This window comes from Bacillus sp. AFS073361, from assembly GCF_002567005.1.
Taxonomy (GTDB): Bacteria; Bacillota; Bacilli; order Bacillales; family Cytobacillaceae; genus Neobacillus.
Genome location: NZ_NUZU01000223.1, coordinates 17,008 through 42,502 on the forward strand (window position 1 = coordinate 17,008; position 25,495 = coordinate 42,502).

At 39.6% G+C, this 25,495-nt stretch carries 22 protein-coding genes and 2 pseudogenes; all 24 read left to right on the top strand.

Features of this window, described 5'->3' with window-relative positions; genetic code table 11:
- The first annotated feature begins 38 nt into the window (after positions 1 to 38).
- Positions 39 to 1,514, top strand: coding sequence for a sucrose-6-phosphate hydrolase (locus COJ96_RS26850; protein WP_098576687.1), 1,476 nt, complete (start codon positions 39 to 41; stop codon positions 1,512 to 1,514).
- Positions 1,515 to 1,542: 28 nt separating this feature from the next.
- Positions 1,543 to 2,508: a carbohydrate kinase family protein gene (locus COJ96_RS26855; RefSeq protein ID WP_098576688.1), complete on the top strand. Its 966-nt coding sequence runs from the start codon at positions 1,543 to 1,545 to the stop codon at positions 2,506 to 2,508.
- A gap of 251 nt (positions 2,509 to 2,759) precedes the next feature.
- Positions 2,760 to 2,891 carry a hypothetical protein gene (locus tag COJ96_RS29455; protein ID WP_098576689.1) on the top strand — a complete coding sequence of 44 codons (132 nt, stop codon included), beginning with the start codon at positions 2,760 to 2,762 and terminating at the stop codon, positions 2,889 to 2,891.
- The gene (locus tag COJ96_RS26865) at positions 2,891 to 4,456 is read left to right on the top strand and encodes a spore germination protein (protein ID WP_098576690.1); all 1,566 of its coding nucleotides are present in this window, start codon (positions 2,891 to 2,893) and stop codon (positions 4,454 to 4,456) included. The genes COJ96_RS29455 and COJ96_RS26865 overlap by 1 nt, the downstream gene beginning before the upstream one ends.
- A 24-nt stretch (positions 4,457 to 4,480) precedes the next feature.
- Positions 4,481 to 5,581 (top strand): GerAB/ArcD/ProY family transporter, encoded by a 1,101-nt coding sequence (locus COJ96_RS26870; RefSeq protein ID WP_098576691.1) that lies wholly within the window; start codon positions 4,481 to 4,483, stop codon positions 5,579 to 5,581.
- Positions 5,568 to 6,722 carry a Ger(x)C family spore germination protein gene (locus COJ96_RS26875; protein ID WP_098576692.1) on the top strand — a complete coding sequence of 385 codons (1,155 nt, stop codon included), beginning with the start codon at positions 5,568 to 5,570 and terminating at the stop codon, positions 6,720 to 6,722. Before COJ96_RS26870 ends, COJ96_RS26875 begins: the two co-directional genes overlap by 14 nt.
- A gap of 190 nt (positions 6,723 to 6,912) precedes the next feature.
- Positions 6,913 to 7,620, top strand: coding sequence for a hypothetical protein (locus tag COJ96_RS26880; protein ID WP_098576693.1), 708 nt, complete (start codon positions 6,913 to 6,915; stop codon positions 7,618 to 7,620).
- Positions 7,621 to 8,370: 750 nt separating this feature from the next.
- On the top strand, positions 8,371 to 9,366 hold the full coding sequence (locus COJ96_RS26885) for an ABC transporter substrate-binding protein (RefSeq protein WP_098576694.1): 996 nt from the start codon (positions 8,371 to 8,373) through the stop codon (positions 9,364 to 9,366).
- A 536-nt stretch (positions 9,367 to 9,902) separates the two neighbouring features.
- A complete protein-coding gene (locus tag COJ96_RS26890; RefSeq protein ID WP_026565218.1) occupies positions 9,903 to 10,199 on the top strand; it encodes a WXG100 family type VII secretion target in 297 nt (98 codons plus the stop codon).
- A gap of 222 nt (positions 10,200 to 10,421) precedes the next feature.
- Entirely contained in the window at positions 10,422 to 13,796 is a 3,375-nt protein-coding gene (gene esaA / locus COJ96_RS26895; protein ID WP_098576695.1) for a type VII secretion protein EsaA, read from the top strand.
- Complete coding sequence (gene essA / locus COJ96_RS26900; RefSeq protein WP_098576696.1) at positions 13,771 to 14,283, top strand: type VII secretion protein EssA; 513 nt, start codon at positions 13,771 to 13,773, stop codon at positions 14,281 to 14,283. The genes esaA and essA overlap by 26 nt, the downstream gene beginning before the upstream one ends.
- 13 nt (positions 14,284 to 14,296) lie before the next feature.
- Positions 14,297 to 14,548 carry an EsaB/YukD family protein gene (locus tag COJ96_RS26905; RefSeq protein ID WP_098576697.1) on the top strand — a complete coding sequence of 84 codons (252 nt, stop codon included), beginning with the start codon at positions 14,297 to 14,299 and terminating at the stop codon, positions 14,546 to 14,548.
- A 64-nt stretch (positions 14,549 to 14,612) separates the two neighbouring features.
- Positions 14,613 to 15,794: a type VII secretion protein EssB gene (gene essB, locus COJ96_RS26910; RefSeq protein WP_098576698.1), complete on the top strand. Its 1,182-nt coding sequence runs from the start codon at positions 14,613 to 14,615 to the stop codon at positions 15,792 to 15,794.
- A gap of 11 nt (positions 15,795 to 15,805) precedes the next feature.
- A pseudogene (essC, locus tag COJ96_RS26920) lies at positions 15,806 to 20,342 on the top strand (type VII secretion protein EssC).
- Entirely contained in the window at positions 20,329 to 20,739 is a 411-nt protein-coding gene (locus COJ96_RS26925; RefSeq protein ID WP_180230278.1) for a chorismate synthase, read from the top strand. The pseudogene essC and the gene COJ96_RS26925 overlap by 14 nt, the downstream one beginning before the upstream one ends.
- The gene (locus COJ96_RS26930) at positions 20,726 to 21,025 is read left to right on the top strand and encodes a WXG100 family type VII secretion target (protein ID WP_098576701.1); all 300 of its coding nucleotides are present in this window, start codon (positions 20,726 to 20,728) and stop codon (positions 21,023 to 21,025) included. The genes COJ96_RS26925 and COJ96_RS26930 overlap by 14 nt, the downstream gene beginning before the upstream one ends.
- Complete coding sequence (locus COJ96_RS26935) at positions 21,022 to 21,732, top strand: DUF5081 family protein (protein ID WP_257148650.1); 711 nt, start codon at positions 21,022 to 21,024, stop codon at positions 21,730 to 21,732. The genes COJ96_RS26930 and COJ96_RS26935 overlap by 4 nt, the downstream gene beginning before the upstream one ends.
- Positions 21,725 to 22,051, top strand: coding sequence for a hypothetical protein (locus COJ96_RS26940; RefSeq protein WP_098576703.1), 327 nt, complete (start codon positions 21,725 to 21,727; stop codon positions 22,049 to 22,051). The genes COJ96_RS26935 and COJ96_RS26940 overlap by 8 nt, the downstream gene beginning before the upstream one ends.
- 4 nt (positions 22,052 to 22,055) lie before the next feature.
- Positions 22,056 to 23,963, top strand: coding sequence for a TNT domain-containing protein (locus tag COJ96_RS26945; RefSeq protein WP_098576704.1), 1,908 nt, complete (start codon positions 22,056 to 22,058; stop codon positions 23,961 to 23,963).
- 98 nt (positions 23,964 to 24,061) lie between these two features.
- Positions 24,062 to 24,307: an Imm59 family immunity protein gene (locus COJ96_RS26950; protein ID WP_098576705.1), complete on the top strand. Its 246-nt coding sequence runs from the start codon at positions 24,062 to 24,064 to the stop codon at positions 24,305 to 24,307.
- Between the two features lie 32 nt (positions 24,308 to 24,339).
- Positions 24,340 to 24,588, top strand: coding sequence for a hypothetical protein (locus COJ96_RS26955; RefSeq protein ID WP_098576706.1), 249 nt, complete (start codon positions 24,340 to 24,342; stop codon positions 24,586 to 24,588).
- A gap of 220 nt (positions 24,589 to 24,808) precedes the next feature.
- Positions 24,809 to 24,943 (top strand): hypothetical protein, encoded by a 135-nt coding sequence (locus COJ96_RS29460; protein ID WP_257148651.1) that lies wholly within the window; start codon positions 24,809 to 24,811, stop codon positions 24,941 to 24,943.
- Entirely contained in the window at positions 24,940 to 25,308 is a 369-nt protein-coding gene (locus COJ96_RS26960) for a DNA/RNA non-specific endonuclease (protein WP_251463187.1), read from the top strand. The genes COJ96_RS29460 and COJ96_RS26960 overlap by 4 nt, the downstream gene beginning before the upstream one ends.
- Before the next feature lie 6 nt (positions 25,309 to 25,314).
- Positions 25,315 to 25,473: pseudogene (locus COJ96_RS26965) on the top strand (immunity protein YezG family protein); the annotation flags it as partial.
- Positions 25,474 to 25,495: the final 22 nt, after the last annotated feature.

Sequence of the window (25,495 nt, forward strand, 5' to 3'; positions counted from 1 at the left end):
TCCAGTGATTCTCCTTTCTGTATTAGGAGTGAATCAGCATGGAATGGACAACCGAACAACGATACAGAAGCATGGACGATGTGACCGAAGAGGAAATTCAAGCGTTATCTAAACTAGTGAATCAATGCCCATGGAGGCAGTCTTTTCATATTCAGCCGCCGACAGGATTGTTAAATGACCCGAATGGCTTTAGTTATTTTAACGGGGAATATCATTTATTCTATCAATGGTTTCCGCTTGGGCCGGTCCATGGGTTGAAGCATTGGTATCATACGAAGTCTAAAGACCTTGTTCATTGGGATAATGCTGGAATGGGCATTGCGCCATCGAATGAATTTGATAGTCATGGGGCGTATTCCGGAAGTGGCATTGAGCATGATGGGAAATTATACCTAATGTATACTGGCAACACACGCGATGAATATTGGAATCGACACCCGTATCAATGTTTGGCTGTAATGAGTCCGGATGGAAGCATTGTGAAAATGGATGCACCGGTGATTGCAGATATTCCTAGTGGCTATACCGATCATTTTCGTGATCCAAAGGTTTGGCAGCAGGGGGATCATTTCTACGCGGTGATTGGTGCTCAAAGGGAAAATGAGACAGGAAGTGTCGTTTTATATCGCTCTATTGATCTAAAAGATTGGCAGTTTGCGGGTGAATTGAAGACTGGTTTAGGTGAAGAATTCGGTTATATGTGGGAATGTCCGGATTATTTTGAGCTGGACGAGCAAGGTGTGTTCCTTTTCTCCCCACAAGGGTTAAAAGCGGAAGGCGACCACTATCAAAACATTTATCAATCAGGGTATGTACTTGGAAGTCCAATAGATTTAGAGAATATCGAGTTAAAGCATGGTGCATTTCATGAGTTGGATCGCGGGTTTGATTTTTACGCACCACAATCGACGGTGGATCATCAAGGGAGACGTATTTTAGTCGGCTGGATGGGATTACCGGAGATTGACTATCCTACTGATAAAAATGGGTGGGCACACTGCTTAACACTCCCTCGTGAGCTATCGGTTAAAGACGGAAAGCTGGTTCAGCAGCCAGTGCCTGAGCTAGTATTGCTTCGCGGGGAAAAGGTGGAAACCAGTCAAGCAGTTGATAATGAAAATGTTAGTTTGGATCACTTCGAGGGAGACGTGTATGAGCTTCTTGTGGAATTCTCTGATAGTACAGCAGAGGAGTTTGGTTTAGAGCTTCGGGTCGGAGAAATAGAGAAAACCGTGATTAAATATGATGCGGTTGCGAAAAAGGTTGTATTTGACCGGACTGGGTCGGGAGAATCCTTTGCTGAGGAGTTTGGTACCATTCGGAAGTGTATGTTGGATGCTGAAAAGATTTCGTTACGAATCTTTGTTGATGTCTCCTCTGTTGAAGTGTTTGTAAATAATGGGGAAGAAGTATTTACCGCAAGGATTTTTCCTGGTGAAAATAGTAATGGAATTCGCGTGTTTGCTCGTGGTGGTCAAACGAAAGTAAAGGCTGCTAAATGGGATATCATATAGACTTTTTAGACTTACTTGAGGTGAAAGAATGGGAAAGCTATTTTCGATTGGAGAGGTATTAATTGATTTTATTCCACTTCAAAAAGGGGTGGCCTTAAAGGATGTTTTTTCTTTTGAGAGAGCTCCAGGGGGCGCGCCGGCAAATGTGGCTGCGGCCGTTGCTAAATATGGGCAGAAAGCAGCGATGATTTCTAAATTAGGAAACGATGCGTTTGGTGACTTTTTAGTCGAGCAGCTTGTCGAGGCTGGTGTTGAGATGGACAAAGTATACCGGACTGGTGAAGCGAATACGGCTTTGGCTTTTGTCTCGTTAAAAGAAAACGGGGAACGTGATTTTTCATTTTACCGTAATCCTTCTGCTGATTTGCTGTTAAGAGAGGAGGAGATCGAGCCAGCGTGGTTCCAAGCTGGGGATATACTCCATTTTTGCTCGGTTGATCTTGTGGAAAGCCCAATGAAACAGGCCCATAAAAAGGCAATTAGAGCTGTGTCAGAGGCGGATGGCCTGGTCAGTTTTGACCCCAATGTGCGGCTGCCGCTTTGGAAAAATCCAGATGACTGTCGTAAGGCGATTCGCGAATTCTTACCGACTGCGGATATCGTAAAGGTTTCTGATGAAGAGCTAAATTTTATTACGGGAATAAAAGAGGAGTCCGTTGCGATACAATCGCTGTTCGTTGGAAACGTGAAGGCAGTTATTTACACAAAGGGAGCTGCTGGCGCAGATTTGTTTTTAAAGGATGAAAAGATTGAATCGAGAGGATACTCAGTTAAACCAGTGGACACTACGGGAGCGGGTGACGCATTCATGGGCGGATTTTTATATCAATTGCTAGAGTTGAAAGCAGCCCCGGCTAATCTCGAGGAAGTATTACGGGGCAATCAAACAGAGATATTGCGATTTGCCAATGCAAGCGGGGCTCTCACTACAACAGGAAAAGGAGCAATTTCCGCCCTTCCAACTAAGGGGGAAGTTGAGGAGCTAATAGGCTAGTGATACGCATGTAGTCTGCAAGGGACAATGTATAGTTAGGCTTACATTTATATTGGCATCAATAGCAAAAACCACTTCCTATAAAAATTAGGGAGTGGTTTTTTGTGCTGTTAAAATTTATTCATGTTTTTATCAAAGTAAATTACTATTCCAATAATCGGTTAATTTTAACATAAAAGGCAAACAATACAATCGTGTGTTCTAAAACATTTTAACGAAAATACTTTTGAGCATTTATAGGAGAGATTTTAATGTTCAAGAAAATCCTTTCTGTCATACCGGACTATATCATTTTCGTACAAGCATTTATTACATTTATAGTTCCACTTGGATTTTTTAAATTTTTCAAATGGGTTCATTCATTAGAGAAGAGTGATGATTAATGAGATGGCGGAGGCTAAACAAAAACCGGATGAAAATTGAAGAATCTGCAAAAAATGCAAAACAGGATAAACAGCCATTTCAAGAATCTATTAATGAAATGACTGGCAATCTTACGGAAGATCTAAATTTAATTCGCCAAGAGATTGGGCATAATTCAGATGTGAAATTTCGTGAGTTTCAAATGGGAACAACGGGCATACGTATTGCTATTATTTTTATAGATGGGTTGGCAGATACGGATGTAATTAATAATCATATTTTGGTTGATCTCATGTGGGCTTCACCAAAAGATACCGGCGATCCTCTAAAAAATTCCTCCTTAAAGGAGTATATTAAAAATCAAGCCCTTTCTGTATGCGGTTTAAGTGAAGCTCGTACTCTTAAGGATATAACCTCCGGAATAATGTTTGGGTCAATTGCGATTTTAGTCGATGGTCTAGAAGACGTTTTCCTGGCTGGCGTTTCTAATGCTAAAACAAGAAATATTGATGAGCCGCCTACTGAGGCATTAGTACATGGACCCAGGGTAGGCTTTATTGAAAATTTAAAGGATAATACAGCTCTTCTCCGGCGGCATGGCAAAGATCAAAACCTATCTATCATCAGCTCTCAGGTGGGAGAGCGCTCCAAAAAGGAACTAGTCATTATCTACATGAAAGATATTGTAGACCCTCATTTATTAGAAGAGGTTAAGCAACGGATTAACAAAATAAAAATTGATGATGTCCATGACTCTAGCTATATTGAACAATTAATCGAAGATAATTTTTTAAGTCCATTCCCGCAAGTGCAAAGTACAGAACGACCTGATCGTGTTATGGGGGCTTTGATGGAAGGAAGGGTAGCTATCCTGTTGGACGGCTCACCTTTTGCCTTAATTGTTCCTGTTACCTTCCATATGCTGCTACAGTCTCCTGAGGACTATTACGAAAGATGGATGGCTGCGACATTAATTCGTATATTACGTTATTTTTCAGCCTTTATTGCTTTATTTGTTCCTTCTTTATATATTGCTTTTATTTCCTTTCATCCAGGGTTAATTCCAACAAAGCTCATTTTCTCCATTGCAGCCACCAGAGAGGGAGTTCCTTTTCCCCCTTTAATTGAGGCACTCATAATGGAAGTATCAATAGAAGTATTAAGAGAAGCCGGGCTTCGTTTACCGAAACCTATTGGACAATCGATAGGGATTGTCGGCGGTTTAGTCATTGGAGAAGCAGCAGTGCAAGCAGGAATAGTAAGTCCAATCATGGTCATCGTTGTTGCTGTCACGGCCATCTCTTCATTCACGTTACCGCAATATAATGTAGGGATTGCATTAAGAATTCTTCGCTTTGCGTCAATGCTATTTGCTAGTGTGTTTGGATTATATGGAGTCGTACTATTCTTCCTATTGGTATGCAGCCATTTGGTCAGGCTTAAAAGTTTTGGCATTCCATATTTGAGCCCTGCTGTATCATTTCGATTGTCGGATTGGAAGGACTTCATGATACGGGTCCCCCTATTCCTGATGAAACGCCGTCCAAAACTGTTGCATCCAAAAGATTCAGTAAGAAAAAGGTAACGGTTTGAAAGGAGTTGACCAATTATGACCTCCAGTCCTTTAGATCGAATAACTTCTCATCAAGCAGTAATGTTTATTACAAATTTTATTTTCGGTGCAGGGATATTAACGCTGCCCAGAACCACGACAGAGAAAATCAAAACTCCCGATTCTTGGATCGCCATAATTGTTAGTGGAGTAATTATTACTCTTGTAGCAATAATCATATTAAAATTATGCCAAAGATACCCGAATGAAAGTTTCTATCAATTTAATCAAAAACTACTTGGAAAATGGATAGGATCGCTGCTAAGTTTAACAGTTATCTGCTACTATATTGCGTTGTCCGCTTATGAGGTTCGAACTATGGCTGAAACTACCCGATTATTCCTACTTCAGGGAACACCAACATGGGCTATCATGATGCCCTTTTTGTGGATCGGTCTTTACTTAGTTCAGGGCGGGGTAAATGCCATTGCGCGGTTATTAGAAATTATTTTTCCAATTACTGTCCTGTTTCTCCTTATGGTCATGTTTTTAGGCATCGAATTATTTGAGGTGGATAACTTACGTCCGGTGCTGGGATCGGGGGTTAAACCTGTCTTGAAGGGGTTAACAACTTCCTCTCTTTCCTTTGCAGGCTTCGAAATTCTCCTCTTTATTTATATGTTTATGAAGGAAAAGACCAAGGTAACAAAAGTTCCATTACTTGGAGTTGGAATACCCTTTATCTTTTATACCATTACCGTGGTAATCGTAGTAGGTACCATGTCAGTAGACACGGTGGTGACACAAACATGGCCTGTACTTACGTTTATTCGAAGCTTTGAAATCAAAGGCCTTTTATTTGAACGATTCGATTCCCTCATTCTTGTCATTTGGATTATGCAAATATTCGCTACGTATGTCATTGCATTATTTATTGCTACTCTAGGATTAAATCAGATTTTTTCGAAAAATAGTCCCGTGTTTATTTATAGTTTAATGCCGATCATTTATTTAGTTTCTATGATTCCTAAAAATATAAATGAGGTATTTAAAATGTCAGATGTGATTGGTAAATTCGCCCTTTATTTATTTTTTATTATGCCGCTGTTCCTTTTCGCTATCTCCAAGGTGAAGGAAAGAAAATATGAAAAAATGTAAACCTATACTAAGAAATTCATTTGTCTCGATCCTTTTGCTTTTTCTGCTGCCAGGCTGTTGGAGCAGCAAGTCCATTGAAGATTTAAATATCGCTGTCGGCACAGCAGTAGATATATCAAAAGATGGAAAAATACGATCAACTCTTCAATATGTAATACCAAATGCAATCGGTAATTCAAATAACAAATTGCCACAACAAAAACCTTATATTAATGTCTCTGCGACAGGAAATTCACTAGAACCAATTGGCTGGGAAACGACATTACGAAGGGAAGGGTTTATTTCTGGGGCACATGAAAAAGCAGTGATTATTGGGCAAAATCTTGCTCGTGAAGAGCCAATTAGAGAAATAACAGATTTGTTCTTTCGGGATATCGATATTAGAGGAAGTACCTTAGTTTTTATTTCTAAAGGAGCAGCCGCACGAACTCTAGAATCAAAGGAACCAGAAGTCATTCCTGCTATACGCTTGGTAGAAATTGCAGAACAGGAACTTACAACGAAAGTTTTGAGGCACATCTCATTAATGAAAATATGGGGGAAATCGAACTCGCAGACCAGCTTCCTCTTACAACTGATAGATATAAAAAAGGGAGAAATTGAACTTGATGGAGCGGCCGTAATCAAAGGAAGAACCAACAAGATGATTGGGATTCTTAATAAGGAAGAAATTGAAGGCATAAATTGGATAACAGGAGAGGGTAAAAGCGGAGCGGTAAAAGCCTACCAAAAAGAGTCGGATAAACCCACATATTATCAGATTCAGTCAATGAAAAGCAAAATTAAGCCGCATGTTATTGGTGGTAGAATTTCGTTTGATGTAAAAATTGAGTCCGAGGGAAGAATTGCTGAATATTGGAATCCTCACTTTAAACCTGCTTTTAAGGACAAAACGATTAAACAAATCGAAAGTGCGACTGAGAAGGAAGTGAGGCGCTTAGTAGTGAATACCACCAAAAAAATGCAAAAGGAATTGGGAGTGGATGTGGGGGGATTTGGCAATCAATTACGAATAAAATACCCCAATGTCTGGAAAAGCGTAAAGGGGAATTGGGATGAAAAATTTAGTGAGCTTCCCATTACTTATGATGTATCGATTACGATAAAGGATTACGGAATGATTGGATCAAAGAAAAATTAAAGATAGTGGAATAAAATTTATTTTTTTCTGTAACCTGCCTTCTATAAGGCGGGTTATTCTTTTATATAAACACACGTGCCAGCATCCAAGAAAGCCGACCTGTTCTTAATTATGTTTCGTATCGCTGGGCGATATAACTCTTGCAAATAAGTCATAAATCCTTCATATTTAATAGAAAAGGAGGTTCGATATGCGACGTGATATACAACCGAATGAACGTGCGTTCTCTTCCAAAGAAGCGGCAGAAGAAGTAGGGATTGCAACGCCCACTGTTCGAAAATATGGCCAAATCTTAGAGCGGAATGGATATGAGTTTTTGAAGGATGGCGATCGACGTATCTTTGTTCAATCCGATATAGGAGCGCTTATAGCGTTACGCGATACGGACAAGCCCCTGGACGATACAGCTAAAGAGATTGTGTATCAACAAAAAGAAAGATTAGAAGGATCCAGTGAAACAGAGATTGTAGCGCAGGGAATATTTGGGAATTTACCCCAAGACCCCAAGCAATTAAAAGAGGTCTTAATGTTTGTAGTCAATGAACTTGCAGCTGCACGTGAAATGAATGTTCAATTGACAAACGATATGTCACAGCTGAAGACCTCGGTTTCCCGACTTCAGCAAGATCACCATGTTATCAGTTCCAGTATTGCAAATTCAGCGCAAAAAACGAATACTAAAATTGAAAAATTAATTGAACAACAAAATACCCATTACGAAACATTGCTGCTACAAGAAATACAAAAAAGTGAATCCTTACAAAAAGAGATACAAAATATACGGGACGAACTGGAAAAAGAATGGCGTTCACAAAATGATTTTAATAAACGTTTAGAAGAGGCGATTGAGAAACCTAGAGTAAAATGGGGAGGACTTTTATCGATATTTAGAAAATAAAGTGTCCTTTTAGGCTGCTCTAATGTCTTTTGTATCGCGGGGCGATATGCTGTTTGTTTCGTATCGCTAGGCGATATACTAAAGGCCTTGGGAACCAACATAAAAAGGACTAGAAGAAACTGTTGCGATACCCGATACAAATAAAAATTCACCCCACGACCTCATTCAATAATAATTTCACTATTTTTCAAATTTCAACAAATTCCCGGGAAATATCTACAAATTCTGAAGTATATATCGACAAAGTTAGAAGCTATTATTTAATCTATATTTCTAGATGAATGGAAGGCATAATGTAATATCACTATTTCACGAAAAAGCATCGAACCTTACTTAATCAGGTTTAGTGCTTTTTTTATTTATGCTGTTATCGGCATCGATGTTCGGACACGAGTGCCATTGAAATCACGAAAGCTGTCCGAAGCTGACCGATGTTCGGACATGAGTGCCATTGAAACTATGAAAGCTGTCCGAAGACGCCCGATGTTCGGACACGAGTGCCTTTGAAATCACGAAAGCTGTCCGAATGGGCCACAAATCAAATACAGCAACAACGTTTACTATAAGAGCTTTATTTATTTTCTCAGTGCTGCTTTCTAGATATGAAATTTACTATTGTCTTAGACTGGTGGACATGATAGAATCTGAATATTATAAATTTTCAAAAGTTATATCGATAAAGGAAATCGCTTTCATTATTGTTCATCGAGAAACTACATAAATAGTGGAATATTTTGGGGAGGATTACAGATGAGAAAGAGTTTAGCGTTAGTATTGTGTGGATTCTTATTGTTACTTTCCGCGTGCAGTGGGGGAAGTAAGGAAACAGGAGGAGAGGAAAAAGAGAAAGTTGTAAAAATAGGAATTACGCAAATTGTTGAACATCCATCGCTTGATGCAGCTCGTGAGGGTTTTATCGCAGCACTGAAGGATGCCGGCTATGAAGAAGGAAAGAATCTGAAGCTTGATTATCAAAATGCTCAAGGTGACATGAACAATAATACGTCCATTGCTCAAAATTTAGTCGCAGACAAGAATGATCTTATTTTGGCTATTGCCACAGCTAGTGCTCAGGCGGTGGTCAATCAGACGAAGGATATTCCAACCTTATTTACTGCGATTACCGATCCAGTCGGTGCCGAGCTTGTCCAAAGCTTAGAAAAGCCAGGCGGGAATGTGACAGGCACATCTGATACACATCCTGACGCGATAAAGAACACGATTGCCGCAATTAAAACCTTTATTCCTGATGCCAAGAAAGTAGGCATCATATATAACAATGGAGAACCCAACTCTGTTGTAAATGTAAAACACGCGAAGACAGCAATAGAGGCAGCCGGACTGGAGTCAGTTGAAACCACGATAACAGCTAGTTCTGAAGTAAAGCAGGCGGCCGAGTCAATGGTAGGTCGTGCAGACGTATTATATATTCCAAAGGATAATACCGTTGTTGCTGCCCTTGAGTCAGTTATAACTGTTGCCAATGCCAAGGATATCCCAACCTTTGTTGGTGAAGGTGATTCTGTAAAACGCGGAACATTCGCATCTTATGGATTTGACTATCACGATTTAGGCTACACTACCGGTAAAATGGCAGTGGAAATTCTCAAAGGAAAAAAACCAAGCGAAATTCCTGTTGGCTTCCCGGAAAATCTTGAGCTATTCATTAACAAAAAAGCAGCCCAGGAAGAAGGAATTACCTTAACAGATGAGATGCTTAAGGACGCAAGAATAGTAGGAGAATAAGACCCTGCGATTATCTGTAACCTGCCATAAACATGGCAGGTTTTTTCAAGGAGCTTTTTTTATAAAGATATTTCATTATTGAAAAAATTTTTATAATCAGAGAGGCCTCTCATTAATCCAATTTTTGAGAAGCCTCTTTATTCACTTTTTAACATCAAAATGCCAACCGATTACGTTTTCTTGTCAAGTAAAGTTTGTGTATTTGGAACTGGACAAGGAACCCAACTCATTCCCGAAAACAGGCAAAAAGTTCTACGATTTTTTATATTCCCTTAATTTTCGCTTAAAAACCAACCCATTGTCTTGATGAGAAAGAATTATATTTTTCACATGTTCCTCCTAAAAATCCCTAATTTCAAAAATAAATAGAAAGAAAGTACTAGAAATAAGCCTACTCCAATCCGGGGTGATTTGAATGTTGTATGAACCTATGATAAAAAATAGATAGGAATATACTTCCAACGTAGTGATATTGGTCTGGAAAAAGTGATAAATCGATTCTAGGGCAAACTATAGGTAGAGGAGATGGAGAACAAGTGGCTGGACAAATTCGTATGACCCCAGCAGAGTTAAAAGCTAAAGCAACTCGCTATGGGCAAAGTTCACAACAAATTGAGCAAATTTTAAGAGACTTAACAAATTTACAAAATGAACTTCGTGGTGAATGGGAAGGCCGTGCCTTCCAAAGATTCGATGATCAGTTTAACCAATTGAAGCCAAAGGTACAAAATTTTGCTCAATTGATGCAAGAAATCAACACACAATTGAACAAGACAGCGGATGCAGTTGCTCAACAAGATGAGCAATTATCACAAAATTTTGGGCTTAATTAATCCGGTTGCCTGACATCTGGAAGATTAACATTGGATCAGTGGAATAAGTCATTCGGGACTAGTTCCCAATAAATCAAAAGCCACGCGACAATCGTTGTGTGGCTTTTATTCTTTATTTGTCGTAAAATGCAAATTTAAAAAGTTCCCAACATATTAATTTGTTTTTATATAAAAATAGAAATCATTTCTTTATTACTATTAAAAATTTCAGGGGTTGAGTAAATGAAAAGGTTTGAGCGGGGTGCCTTGTTATTTATAGTTCTGATCCTTGCATTATCTTCGGGCATCTCTTATCTGGCATTGAATCAAGTTTCAAATAGCAAAGCCAGTACTGATGAGCAGAAAATGACTGTAGCATTGGTTAATGAAGATCAAGGTGCTCAATTTAATGATAAGAACTATGAATTCGGTGCTGAATTCATCAAGAACATTGAGAAAGATAATACACATGACTGGTATGTTGTCAGCCGTGGAGTCGCTGAAAGCGGCCTTGCGCGGAATGTCTACAACATGATAATTGTCATTCCGAATGATTTTACAGAAAAGGCATTATCAATTGATTCGAAATCGCCAGAACAGGTGGTATTGAACTACAAAATTAATGCTTCGGAAAACAGCAATATAAAAGCAAAAGCCGAGAAAACGGCGAGCGCTATTTTAGGAGATTTTAACCGCCAAATTATTGATGTCTATTTTGCCAGTGTCATCGGCAATTTACATGATGCTCAGGACAATATTGGTACATTGGTAAATAAGGAGCAAGTATATACGAACTTCTATAATCAATCCATCCATCGTCCCTTAGCCGGTTATACCAATCAGTTTGGAGCCGTTGAGAGTAACACAGTGATATCGAAAGAGAGTTTTACGGGCTTACAGGATCTATTAAAAGGGTTCTCAACTAGTTTGGGTGAGGATGTAACCGCGAGTCATACCTACCAATCCAGCTTAGTGGATTTTACGAAATTTAAAGCAGCAAATGGCCTTTTAACTAAAGAGTTCTCCGGTCGGCTTAATATGTTAGATCGTAATATGAATCATGGCGATGTCATGCAGCAATTAGATTATTTAACGTCAGCCAATAAGGCGATTAACGATCAGTTTCACAAAAATGATGATCAATCCGCGACAATATTAACTGAATCAGTTGCCCTTCAAACATACTTAAAGAACACGAAGGATAAAATGGATCAAATGAATACAGAGCTGTCGGAAACATTGGCATCAGATATGCAGCAAGCAATTACCGACAAGCTTAAAAGCGAGATAAAAAATAGTTCCGGTAAGGAGCAAAATGTATCCTTAAATCATATGTTTGCGGCTCCAGATAAAAATGCTCGGGAAACATTACAGAAGCAAATCGATCAATTGCCGACAATGGATAGTAAGGATTTAGACGGCTTAGGCTTAAGTAATCAAACGATTACACAGCTGAAAAATGTCATAGCTGTAACCAATAAATACAATCAAGAGTTTGGTTATACTCCCAATCGCGTTGCAAATGGGATACCTTTGTCAAAAACGGTAGAACAATTAAAAAGTGATTTAATGACAAAGGGGGTAACTCTGTCAGATACCGTACACTTGGATAAAAATAAAAAGAACGGGCAGGAATTTACCCTTTCGATTCCAAAAGAATTTGAGATTAAGAGAGTGTTATTAACATTACCAAATAGCGAGGAAATGGATTATACTGAGCCATTTCTCCATAAAGATAAAATTAAACTGCCTTCAACAGATAAAGGGCAATTTACTGTGAAAGTTAATGTGGCACTTCATAATATGGATGCAATCCTTGATGTATTCCAGCCGATTACATGGAGTTGGGAACTTGATCAGAAAGATATTACCGATGTAGATCAACCAGAAGAGCCAGATCAACCAGAACAGCCAGATCAACCAGAACAGCCAGAACAACCGCAAACAACACAGGCAAATTCAGCTAAACTTGAAAAAGAATCAAATCCATCCGTACCGTCCGAAGAAAGTGAATTGACAGTCGCAGCTGAAGAGCCGAGCGAAGGTACAAGTGATGAAAAGCCGGTCGATACACAAAACGTGACTCAATCAAATGACAATGATAACGAAAGTATTATTGAGAGATTGGAAATTTTAAATAATCATATTACCCACCAAGTGATGTCACCTCTCACTGGGGACTCAACCAATGTTCTAATCAATGCTTCCAGTGATACCGTCAGTGATTTCCAAAAGTTAATGACGCTGTATAATTTATACTTTGGCATGGGCATGGAGTTATTTAATCGTCCGGACCTAGTAAATGATTTGAATCAAACCAATCTTACCGAAATGGCAACAGTAGATTCTCTTTATTATTTATTTAATAAGCAAGACATTGTGGATGTATTAGCCGCTTATGTTGCAGAACAAATAACAGAGGAAATTCGCGGAGAAACAGAAGATGTAAAAGGCAAAATAGATGAATATATGCTGCTAGTTGATAATGCCAATCAAAATGCATCGCAAATGTCGGAAAAGATAAAGGAAACAACGGCACAAGCAGAAACTTTAAATACGAATCTTTCAGAGACGTTAAAAGATTTGGGAGCATGGCGTGAAGCTAGTCTTAATTTACAAACGGCACAAGCAAAGGTTTTACTGAATGGGGATGAAGAACAACAGATCGTTTTATCGATAGGAAATGAATTTAACTCGCTGCTTGCTGCAAGTCAATCCCTTGCGGATCAGTCAAAGTCTAATTTAGCTTCCGCTGATTCGGTGTATCGAACCTTCGATACGATCGATCGACAAGCGAAGGAAATTCAAGCCAGTGGTACGAATTTGGTAAAACAGGCCGGGGACCTTTCGAATAATTTAACAACTAAATTGGCAGAGGATCAAAACTTCGCTGGCAATTTCGCAGGAGTGCTGGCCAATAGCCGCATAGGTGACCGTCCGAATGAAGAGTTGTTAAGCTTTCTTTCAAATCCGGTCGAAACCAAGAATGCTGGAGTCATCGCTGCAGGTGATACCTTTACACCCTACTTTGTTGTTTTGATTTGTTTTATTGTCGCGTTATTTACCGCTTATGTTCTCTCTACTCATGAGCGAAAACGTCAACAAGACGATACATTTGCAGGTGAAAAATCTGTAGTCGTCAATAATTTACCGCTTACCATTATAACGGTAAGTATGGGTCTCATCGAGGGAATCGTAATTGGGCTGCTGTCTGCCTATCTGCTGCAAATGAGTGAAGGGGAGTTCCTGCAATGGACCAGTTTAATCACGTTAATTATGGTCACACAGCTCTTGGTAGCATCCTATTTATTACGGCAGTTGAAAATGGCCGGTATGTTTATCCTTTTGGTGATTTTGAGCCTCTATTTATTCCTAACAGAGGCGCTCGGGCGTCACTTTGATCAATTCTCTGCTGCTGCGGCATTAAGAGACTACTCACCTTTGCAATACATTGAGACGTTATTAATGAACTTTGGAAGTGGAACAGCTGAAACGAAGTGGATTATTTTTGGCTTAGCGGCCTTAATTGTTGTCAGCATAGTGGGTCATTTGTTTGTCACTAATCGGTCCGTTAAAAGCGAGGAGGTTCATCATGAAGGAATTAGTGAGGCTCTTTAGCGTAATCGCTGTTCTTGCAGGCTTTCTATTGATGTTTTCACTCCAGCCTTTAGCAGATGAAACCCTTGACCATAGCGGGAAAATCCGATTACAAACGGATCGGATTGGCCAAGATGCAGTTGATAGGAAGACATTAGACACTCAGGATTATCAAGAAACAGAATTGGAAAGATTGGCCCCTGACCTGTTCAAAGAACAAACTCAGACTGCCCTTAAAACGAAACAAATCGAACTGGAACAATCTACTTCTGATTTACAACAAGGGCTTTTTGTTACGCCGAGTAAGTCCGATATTACCTTGAAGCAAACCGAATCGGCCTTGTTTTCGAGTGATTATTCCGTTCAATATAATACAGCTTCCGCCCAGAACGAGCTGGATGATCAACATGATGGTTTTCTAAACACTAAAACAATCACGACATTTTTAGGAATGGTCGTGATTGGCTGCGGCGGTCTTTTGACAATGATGAGAAAAATGCACGGTTAAAGGAGGGAACATCATGCCTAGTCAAACACATGTTAACGTGACCGTTGATTTTAGCAGATGGGGCCAAGGGCAATATGACGTAAGAATCCCTGCTCATCAACCGATAAAACAACTGCTGGTGAACTTGGCCGAATCCTTAAATCTGGATCTTGCTAGAGCACCTCTTTTTGCAGTAAAGCTCTCTAATAAGGAACTCTTATTGGCAGATGACGACCGGCTTATCGATTACCCGGTAACCAATGGAGACCTTTTACTAGTCTTATAAGTATATAGAAACAGGCCTGTCTGATGGGAAGATAGCGCCTGTTTCTTAAAAGGAGTTAGAACCCATGAATGAAAAAAGCATCCAATTGGAGTCCATGACATACAAGTTTCTCATTCTTAATAATAAATGGCAGCTCGACTTGCCGAAATCCCAAACACGAGTCAAAGATGTACGCCAATTGGCTTTAATTAACCATGACTCAGATTTATTCGTTCCTGCAATCGTTGAAGAAGGAGACGACAAGTTTACCTTCTCATTTGAAGTCGATCCACGGGCTCACACATGGGATGACATACAAAAGCTAAGCAGAAAAGAAAAACTACGCCTTTTGTGTAATCTTGCTCGATTCAGAACAATCCTAACCACGCGCATGACCTTCTTCTTACATCCCGACAATCTGATTTTTGATGAGAATCTTTTACCATCAATCGTGTTTCGCGGTATTCGGGAGTTAATTCCCCCATATGAACTGAATGAAGATAAATTTATTCTCCAATATAAATGTATCATTATCGCATTATTTTCAAAAAAGTTTACCTACGATGACCTCTATTCTGGTTCATTAGCAAATGCCAAGGATTCTGCGTTTGAACGTCATGTGGGTGAACTGCAGGAATTCGCTTCTTTAGTCAAATTTTTGGAAGAACAGTACACTAAGGAAAAGCAGGAGTTAGAAAAAAACATAGTAAATGTACCGAAAAAGAGGTTTCGCCTTTATAAACAATTAACCTTTAGCATGATTGCACTGGTCGTTATATTGGCTGTTCCGCTCGTCTATTTTAGCTTTGTAAAAACACCTTTCCAAAATGATCTCCTCGAAGCAGATCGTCATTTTTTATCTATAGATTATGGGAATGTCATTAATGATTTAGAAGATCAAACACCAGAAAAATTACCAGATACGAGTAAGTATGTTCTTGCGTATTCCTTCATTAAAACAGAAAAGCTTTCTGATGATCAGAAAGAGGTAATCTTGAAAAATATTAGTATAAAAAGTGATCCTAACTATTTATTGTATTGGATTTACAATGGCCGGGGTGATTTTGCTAGATCTATCGATCTTGCAAAGTATATTGATGATCCCCAATTAATTATGTATGGACTGATTAAGCAAATAGAACAGGCAAAAAATGACCCTGATTTAAGTGGGACAGCACGTGAAAAGAAAGTTCAAAAATATCAAGACCAATATGATACATATGCTGACAAATATGGTCTGGAATCCATACTAAACCCGCAGAACTGAGGGAGAGAAAGATGACACAACGATTATTACTTCTGAGTTATAAAGATCATTTGCATAAATGCCATTTAACGATAAATGAACCAAAAACAATAACAGTTGGAAATGATCTTTCCAATACGATGACATTTATCGATTTACATCCAGGATTGTCCATTATGTGGGATGGTGCTGCGTGCACAATCGGTGAACAACAGCTTCGGGTAAACGAATGCCTTACATTTAAACTCATGATGATGCCATCCGGATGTATTTGATGGAAGAGACTGAGCGGTGTGTATTCGATACAACACAAAACTTTAGTATTACGTTTGGTGCTAATGATTACGATGATGTAAGAATCGAGAGCCAAACACTGGATTTTGTACTTATTCGTAAGAAGTTAGGAGATCCTTTTAAACTTGAGGTCTTTGAAGGTGAGGTTTACCACAATTATATTCGAACAAAGGGTGTAGTTCAGCTAGAACCAGGAGACCAGCTTTTTTTTGAAGGAATGATGATGAGGCTTGGCCAGGATGAACTTGAAATTCTCGGAGCAGAATCAATCATCGGAACTAAATTAATTCGTTTATTTGACATTGACCAGAAATTCGGCAGTCATTACCCTGATTATCATCGTTCACCAAGGATTATCTACCGTGAGCCTGAGGAAAAACAAAAAATTGCTAACCCCTCTAATAAGCCTGGAAAACCGAGTGAACAACTGGCACGGGTGATCGTTCCGCCGCTGGTGATGATTGCAGCAATGATATTGGTTTCATTATTTATGTCAAATGGGTTTTATATCATCATTATGCTTGCCATGACAGTAACCACGGTCATTTTTTTCATCACATCCTATCTAAAAAGTTTGAAGAAATACAGTATGGATATTAAAGAGCGGGATACAAGCTACCGAGAGTACTTGAAACAAAAAACACAGCAATTATATCAGGTAAGTGAAGAGCAGCGGCATGCACTCCATTATCATTTTCCAGACGTGCAGCAGTTACGGGATATGGCCATGAAAGTGAATTCCCGCGTGTATGAAAAGACCAGCTTACATCATGACTTTCTTATGTATCGTCTTGGATTGGGCCGGATTGATTCGAGCTTCGAGATTGAGTTTAATATCGAGGAGTTTACCCTTGTAAAGGATGAATTGGTAGATGCAGCCCGCCAGCTTCGAGCTCAGTACCTCACATTAGAGGAGGTCCCGGCAGCGACGTCACTTATAAACGGACCTGTTGGATACATCGGGCAGCGTTCGCTCGTGCTTGAACAGCTACAAATGCTGGTGATGCAGACGTCTTTATTTCATAGTTACCATGATGTGCAGTTTGTCACGATCTTTCCGGAAGAAGAAAAGGGAAAATGGGAATGGATGCGCTGGCTCCCGCATGCTAGTTTACGAGAGCTAAACGTAAGGGGATTTGTTTATCACGAAAGATCCCGTGATCAAGTGCTTAACTCACTTTATCAGATCTTAAAAGCGCGCAAGCTCGCGATTAGTGAGAAAAGTAATAAGAGTGAAAAAATGCATTTTACTCCTCACTTTGTGGTGCTGATCACAGATGAAAAGATGATCTTGGATCATTCTGTGATGGAATATTTTAATGAAGACCCAAGTGAATTAGGCGTTTCACTTGTGTTCGTCCAAGATGTTATGCAGTCTCTTCCTGAACATGTGAAAACGGTCATTGATATTCGTGATGCCTCAACTGGAGTGATGATTCTTGAGAAGGGTGAATTGGTCAATCGGAGATTCGCACCGGATCAATTTCCGGAAGATTTTAATAAAGAAGATTTCTCTCGCGCGCTGGCATCGCTTAATCATCTGCAAAGTCTAAAGAATTCAATACCAGAAAGCGTGACTTTTCTCGAAATGTACGGTGTAGAGAAAGTGGAGGAGCTCGGTATTGAATGGCGTTGGCCTAAAAATGAAACCTATAAAAGCTTGGCTGTTCCACTAGGATTGCGGGGGAAAGAAGATCTTGTCAATTTGAACCTCCATGAAAAAGCACATGGACCGCATGGTTTAATCGCGGGAACAACGGGTTCTGGGAAATCAGAAATCATTCAGTCGTATATTCTTTCGCTTGCGGTAAACTTTCATCCGCATGAAGCTGCGTTTTTGCTCATTGATTACAAAGGCGGAGGAATGGCCAATTTATTTAAAGATCTCCCGCATTTATTAGGAACGATTACAAATTTAGACGGTACGCAATCGATGCGTGCACTTGCTTCGATTAAAGCAGAATTACAAAAGCGCCAGCGTGTATTTGGCGAGCATGATGTCAACCACATTAATCAATATCAAAAGCTCTATAAATCAGGTGAGGCAAGTGAACCAATGCCCCATTTATTCTTAATCTCAGATGAATTCGCCGAACTCAAATCCGAGCAGCCTGAATTCATGAAAGAACTGGTTTCCACAGCCCGTATTGGCCGCTCACTTGGAATTCATTTGATTCTGGCTACCCAGAAACCCAGTGGTGTTGTGGATGACCAAATATGGTCCAACTCTAAATTTAAACTTGCACTCAAAGTACAAAACGCCAGTGATTCGATGGAAATCTTAAAAACGCCGGATGCTGCGAATATTACACTGCCTGGCCGTTCTTATTTACAAGTAGGGAACAATGAAATCTATGAACTTTTTCAAAGTGCGTGGAGCGGTGCCGATTATATCCCGAATAAAAATGAACAAGACTTACTGGATACGACCATTTATGCCATTAATGAGCTTGGACAATACGACATCCTCTCGGATGACTTAAGTGGTCTATCGAATAAGAAGGAGATAACAAAGGTTCCAACCGAACTGGATGCAGTTGTGGATTATATCCATGCCTATGCAGCGGAAAATCGTATCGCGGATCTGCCTAGACCATGGCTGCCGCCGTTAGAAGAGCGGATTTTCCTTTCTGATTTTGCTGAGAGGAACTACAAAGAGGCATGGTATGGAGATAAGAAACCGTTGGAGGTGACCTTTGGCTTTGTAGATCTCCCGGAAATGCAGGCCCAAAAACCACTTACCTTAAATCTTACAAAGGATGGTCATATGGCTGTCTTTTCTAGTCCAGGGTATGGGAAGTCGACCTTTTTGCAAACTGTGGCCATGAATATTGCTAGACAACATAGTCCTAAACGAGTCCACTTTTATTTGATTGATCTCGGAACAAATGGGCTGCTGCCATTGAGGGAACTTCCGCATACAGCAGACACGATTATGGGGGATGAAGAGATAAAGTTAGGAAAGCTTTTCCGCCGCCTGCAGCAGGAATTGAAAGAACGCAAGCAACGATTAAGTAAATTAGGTGTCGCTAATATTCAAATGTATGAACAAGTCAGTGGTGAAGAGGTTCCGGTTATTCTTTTAATTATTGATACGTCGATTCCATTAATGATGCTGCCTATCGAGATGATTTTGAAAAAATGGCTGCGCAGATTGCCAGGGAAGGTGTTAGTGTAGGAATTCATATGGCTATTAGTGCGGGACGTCAGAGTGTGCTGAGAGCCCCTGTTCTTGCCAATATTAAACATCAAATCTCTTTATTTATGATTGATGGAATGGAGTCTCGTAATATTGTGGGAAGAACGGATTTACAAATTGAAGAAGTTCCTGGAAGAGGCTTGGTTAAATTAGAACAGCCAACATTATTTCAAACGGCATTACCTGTCGAAGGTGACGACACGCTCTCGATTATTAATCGGATACAAGAAGAGAGTAAAGAGATGCGGAATGCCTGGCATGGGGAACTGCCATTACCAATTCCTATGGTTCCAGATGTTATTGAGTTTACTTCTTTTATTGAAAAACAAGAGACGAAAGCGATCGTAAACAATGGCGGTATCCCGTTTGCTGTCGATTTTGAAAATGTAGAGCCAATGGAGTTATCTGTCATTGAAGATCAAAACACATTAATCTTAAGCGATCGCATGGACGCTGTTGAACAAACATATCTAACACTGATTTCCAGTATCTCGATTAATCAGCACATTGATGTGGGATTAATCGATAATGTTTCTTCGAGATTTAGAGTTTATAAGGAAAATGTGAATCTTTACGCGGATCATGCAGAAACAATGGATGTCTTTGTAGAACGGCTCCAACAATTATTTGAAACCAGGGAAGATGCCTTCCGTCAAGTGCAAACAGCTACTAACGGACGGGCAACAAGGAATGATTTCCTTAAGGAAATTCGCCCAATGATTGTCTTTATCACGGATGTCTCATTCATCATCGAATCGATGTCGTTTACGAGCCAATCGATGCTGGCTAATCTGATTGATACGGGTGCGAGAACAGGAATTTATTTTGTGATCGGAGCCGTCCATGGCGCATTAGAAAGACAATATGACGATATCGCCACAACAGTGAAGAAACAAAAGGCGGGAATATTAATTGGAAGAATTACGGATCAGAGCATCCTTGAGGTCTTGAGTCGTCCTTATAAAGAGCAAAACCTACTTCCTTATGAAGCTTACTACATTAGACAAGGCAAGGCAGAGAAAATCAAAATTGCGGCTCCATACGTAAATAGAGAGGAAGTGAATGTCCATGTTTGATTGGTTTAAAAGTGATACGGAGAAAAAAAGAGATGATTATTATGAGCTATATGAAAAGCTCAAGAGTGCCATTTCGGAACACGATCATAAGGTTTCAGAAGCAAATCAAGCGTACAGTTCCTATCTAGGTACGATTCCGTATCTATCTCATTCAGATATACCTTCAAATGATTTTGAAACCAGCAGGGAAGATGTAACGGAAAAGTTAAAACAGTATTTTCAAGCAGATCAAGAAAAGCGGAGTTCACTGGTTTCAGCGAAAAATAAGGCATATGAACGATATGTTCATTATAAGGATTTGGCCATTAAAGAGGCGGAAGCGGAAAGAGTAAAAAGAGAAAAGGAATTGAAAGAGCTACAGGAGAGATTGGAGCGATTGATCAGTGGGGACCGTTAGAATTGATGGGGATAAGGTAAATGAAGCGAAGGCTGCGGCAAAGGCGTTAGAGCAATCGATTGAACAAACCTATGAATCTTGTGAACAACTAATTTCTTACCTGCATTCGGCTAAATGGAGCGGGAAATCTAGAGATTCATTCTTAAGTTATCTAGAAATCATTCAGAAATATCATCATGACCTAAAATCTGCCGTCAAAAAACAAACAACAGCGTTAAACAACCTTGATGGCTACTTCGATGATTTCCTTCAAGACGGCTCAGTAAGGGAAGTGAGGAATTTATGATGGAACGGTCAACAGATACGTTTTCGGTGGCTGAATTATACCTATTAGCGGCAGCTTTTGGTGGGAATGTTCTTTTTGGCTTGCCTGAGAAAGAAGTATACCAATTAAAAGGCGAAGAAGTCTTTAAAGAGGCTCATAACCGGCTGATTGAGAAGAAAATCATTACACCCGCTGGAAAGATCACAAAGTCTGGGGCGCTAGTCATCCAAACCCTTGAATTTTATCATCAAAGCCAGAAATACGTTCGTATCAATAATCTTCTCTTTGCCTTCCGTGAACGTGAAAGAGATGAGGTTATTGTGCTGGTAGAGTTGGAGAGACAAGGGTCTTATCAGTTACGTATCACCTCTAAAGCAACACTTCTAAAAATGTTAAGTGAACAATTTCCGGTGATGGTAAGAGAACCGGTTGAAATGGAAAAAGCGTTCCTAAAAAAAGAATTATCCAATCAGGAAAGACGCGAGACAGAGTGTTTTGAGCCGGAAGAGATGTTTATGAATATAGAATTCTTTCATCTTAAGGAGGAACATAAAGACCGATTTAATTGGCACTATTATCAGCAGTGGCTCATTTTTACGAAAGACGAAAAGTTAATCATGGTCGATACGGTAAATAAAAAATATTACCATGCTAGTCAATATTGGTTTTTGAAGGTCCTATTTGACGAAATGGATTTCCCTTATAAGGAGGAGAAGTCATATGCTTAAAGCTGATGGGGGCGGTTCTAGCCTGCTCATCAATGTAAATCCTGATGAGATGACAACAATTTTCACCTTTTTACAAGCAATTATTACGGAACTAGAGACTAATGCTGCCCCGAATATTGAAAAGCTCGGAAGTCTTGATTATTACACAGAAGGAAAAGCAAAAAAAGCCATGGAAGTATATGCGGAGGCGAATCAGAAGGTAATGGATTTATATGACAATTACTCCCGAGCGGCTGCGTTGGTGATTGATATCCTAAATACGATGATGCAGGCAGACGAAGCGATTGCTGAGCAAATCATTGCGAAACTGGGGGTATAATTGAATGGATGTAAAATATATCCCATCAGACTGGGAAAAGATGAAAGACGGCATTGGCGATTTAATTGGCCTTGGCCGCTGGGGCAAAGGCATGATTGATACCCTAAAGGATCTAAGTGATAATTTAGAGGATGCTGAGTCTGATATCGCGAACTATGATAGTGACGGGGTCATAACCTTTCATCACACCAGTCAAAAAAGCAAGTACCAGGGATTATTTGAAGACTTCGAGATTTTACATAACTTTACCGGGAAGGTCGGAGAGATTGTTGACCGCACAATTGATCAGCCTTTCTATGAAGATATGGATGCCTTTGTCGAGGCGATGCGGGATTTAACGATTTCCAGCTATACGACGACGAATCGAGTCGGGGCGACAGAGACTCAGTATGTCTATGCAGGTTACGGTTACGGTCCTGCTCAATCGTTGGAAGTTCCTAAAACGGAAGTAAGCTTGGATGACTTGTTTAGTGGAGATAATTATTATGCAGAACAAATGAAACTTGAATACGATGCCTGGAAAGAACTTAATCCAGACCAGGATTTCTCGCAAGAAGAATATCAACAAGGTGTTCTAAATACGCGTGCCTTTGAGTATGAATCGATTCGTAACCAACAAGAAGACAAGGAATTTTGGGTTCAAATCGGGGCGTTGGCCGTTATTGTGGGGGCGACGATTATTTGTCCTCCAGCCGGCTTGGCATTAGGGGCTGCTTATGGGGCGCTGGAATTGAGTACAGCTGTGTCAGGTAAGGACTGGGTGTCAGGTCGGGAGCTGGGGACAGGGGAGCGCTGGTTTCGTGGACTGTTAGCTCCATTGGATATTGTTCCTGGTGTGAGTGGGTTAACAAAATTCTCAAGCACGGTCCGTCTTGCCCATCTAGGGGAGAATATCGGAACAATCGGATTGCGGACAGGAGTTAAAGAGAGTATCCAGCAAGGCATGAATCATATCGATAACATGGTAAAAACCGCTGGCCAGCAATCGGTCACACGTTTGAAGAGTGCGTCATCGGCAATAATAGATACAACCAATGTGGTGAAAAATAAACTGGCAAAAGATACACTGGAAGCAGGAAGGTTAGTAGATTCTGCTATAACAAAGGCGAAAAACATTACCCCGTCGCGGCGGATGGGCTTGTCAATTGGCGATGCTGGCGATGTTGGAAAGGTTCGAATCCCTGTTGAGAATTCTCATGCGGTGGAGAATAAGCTGAAAGATGTATTGAGCCGGATTGATGGGGTTAATCTCGGTAAGAGTAGTCCTAAGGAAGCTATTAAAACTGTTGATACCTTATTAACAGAAACTACTTGTTCACAGGAAGATTTATATAAATATTTAAAGAATAATGATAGTTACTCTAATACAAACTATGCCGAGGAATATTTAAAAACTGGAAAATGGCCGGAAGATATACAAATACCTAAGAATCCAGGAGTTTTAAATGAGGACGGTTCAATCAAATGGTCTGAGGTTCCAAATGGAGGCTATGTACTTGATGCTGATGGGAATGCAATTAAAGAAGTATATGTGCCCAAACCTGCTGAAACCCTTGATAGATATGGACCTGCAAATGGCAGATACACTTCACCTGTACCAGAAGGTACTCCATTCACTTATGACCAAAGATCATTACCATATTTAGAAGACCTCTCAAAATATCATCAATATGAAGTAACGGGCGATTTTTCAAAGCTAGAGGAATATGTTGCTAAGTGTAACAATCCTCAACTGAAATTAAAAATAGAAGCTCAGGTACTAAGATATTATAATGGGGATTACAGTAAATTAGTTACACATCAAGGGGGAATTGCAGAAGGTTTTGGGTCGTCAGGTGGAGGAATACAATATGAACTTCCATTACCTGTAGGATGGTTAGAAGAATTGGGACTGTTAAAGGAAGTTAAGTGATACTAATTTAAGGTAAGGAATCCATTGCTATAGTAATTACTAATAATTTATAAACTATAATTTAACTAACCTTAAAGTTATCCTAAGGAGGACATGATATGACGAATGAAGAAGCAAAGGAAATAATAAAAAATGAAGGGCTGCAACGTTTTAATTGGTATAATGATCATCCTTTAAGAGAAAATGAAGTAGGGATAAGTGGTAATAATAATAATTGGGAAGTATATGTAACCGATGAGAGAGCTAGTGTTGTCCAAGGTTCCATAACTGTATTTGATAATGAAAGTGATGCGCTTGAAAATTTTATTAAAAGATTGAGAACGGAAAAAATATTGTTTCAATAAATTTATTATTCTTTTTTTATAGGGGTTAAAAAGTGACTAATGAAGAATACGAAAAAAGAGTCGAAAAAGAAAACATAAATTTAAATGAATTGCAAATTGTTATAGGTATGGTTTCAAATGTACCTTATACAATAGGATGTTTTAGAGAAGGGGATTTTTGGGAAATATATATGATAGGTGAACGACAAGATTTGGATATCGTTCAACGAGGATCAGAAGAAGAAATATTTGATTTAATGTATAGTATTACAGAAAGTAGAAGGAAACGTAGTCTAATATAAAAACATAATTTTAAGAGGCTATGGTTTTTCGTATCGTTTAGGAAGATACAAGATATAAATCCAGGATTCAAAGTCAAATGAGCTTTGAATCCTTTTTATAATTTCAATGAGATAACTTGGGTTAACGAAATTCTCAAGCACGGTCCGTCTCGCCCATCTTGGGGAGAGTATCGGAACAATCGGATTGCGGACAGGAGTTAAAGGGAGTATCCATCAAGGAATGACTCATATCGATCACATGGTAAAAACTGCTGGTCAGCTAACAGTTACACGTTTGAAAAGTGCTTCGGCAGCAATAAAAGATGGAACGAAAAGCCCATTCTCCGCGGCGGGGTCAAGTTTTTCGCTTGGGTGATTGCTGAGTCTACTACTCTTCCTACTTCCACACGAAAACCTGGAATGCAAGTGGCAGCGGGCCGAGAAGACAGGCTATTGGATGACGATGGCGGGCACTTGATAGGAACCCAATTCCATGGATCTGGAGATATTGACAATTTAATTGCTCAGAATAGACAAATCAATCGCTCGGGTGGAGAGTGGTATAAAGTGGAGAAGGAATGGGCAAAAGCTTTGAAAGAAATTCCACCGAAAAAAGTATCTGTAAAAATTGAGCCGGTTTATTCAGGAAGTTCACTAAGACCAAGTTTTTTTGAGATAGTCTATGAAATAGAAGGAAAAGGGATATTTGAGAAGATGATTAGAAATGGTGCGGGGAGTTGATTCGAAGTGGAAAAAGAAATGAATAAGTTATATAGAGAAATAGCCGAAACAGTTAATGAAATGATTCCGGAAGAATGGGAGAAATTTTACTTTTATGCTCAAATATCAGAATCTGGAGGGGGAACTTATTTTTTTTATAATACACCAGAAAGTAAACAATCCTTTCATCCCCCTGTGTTAGGATAGA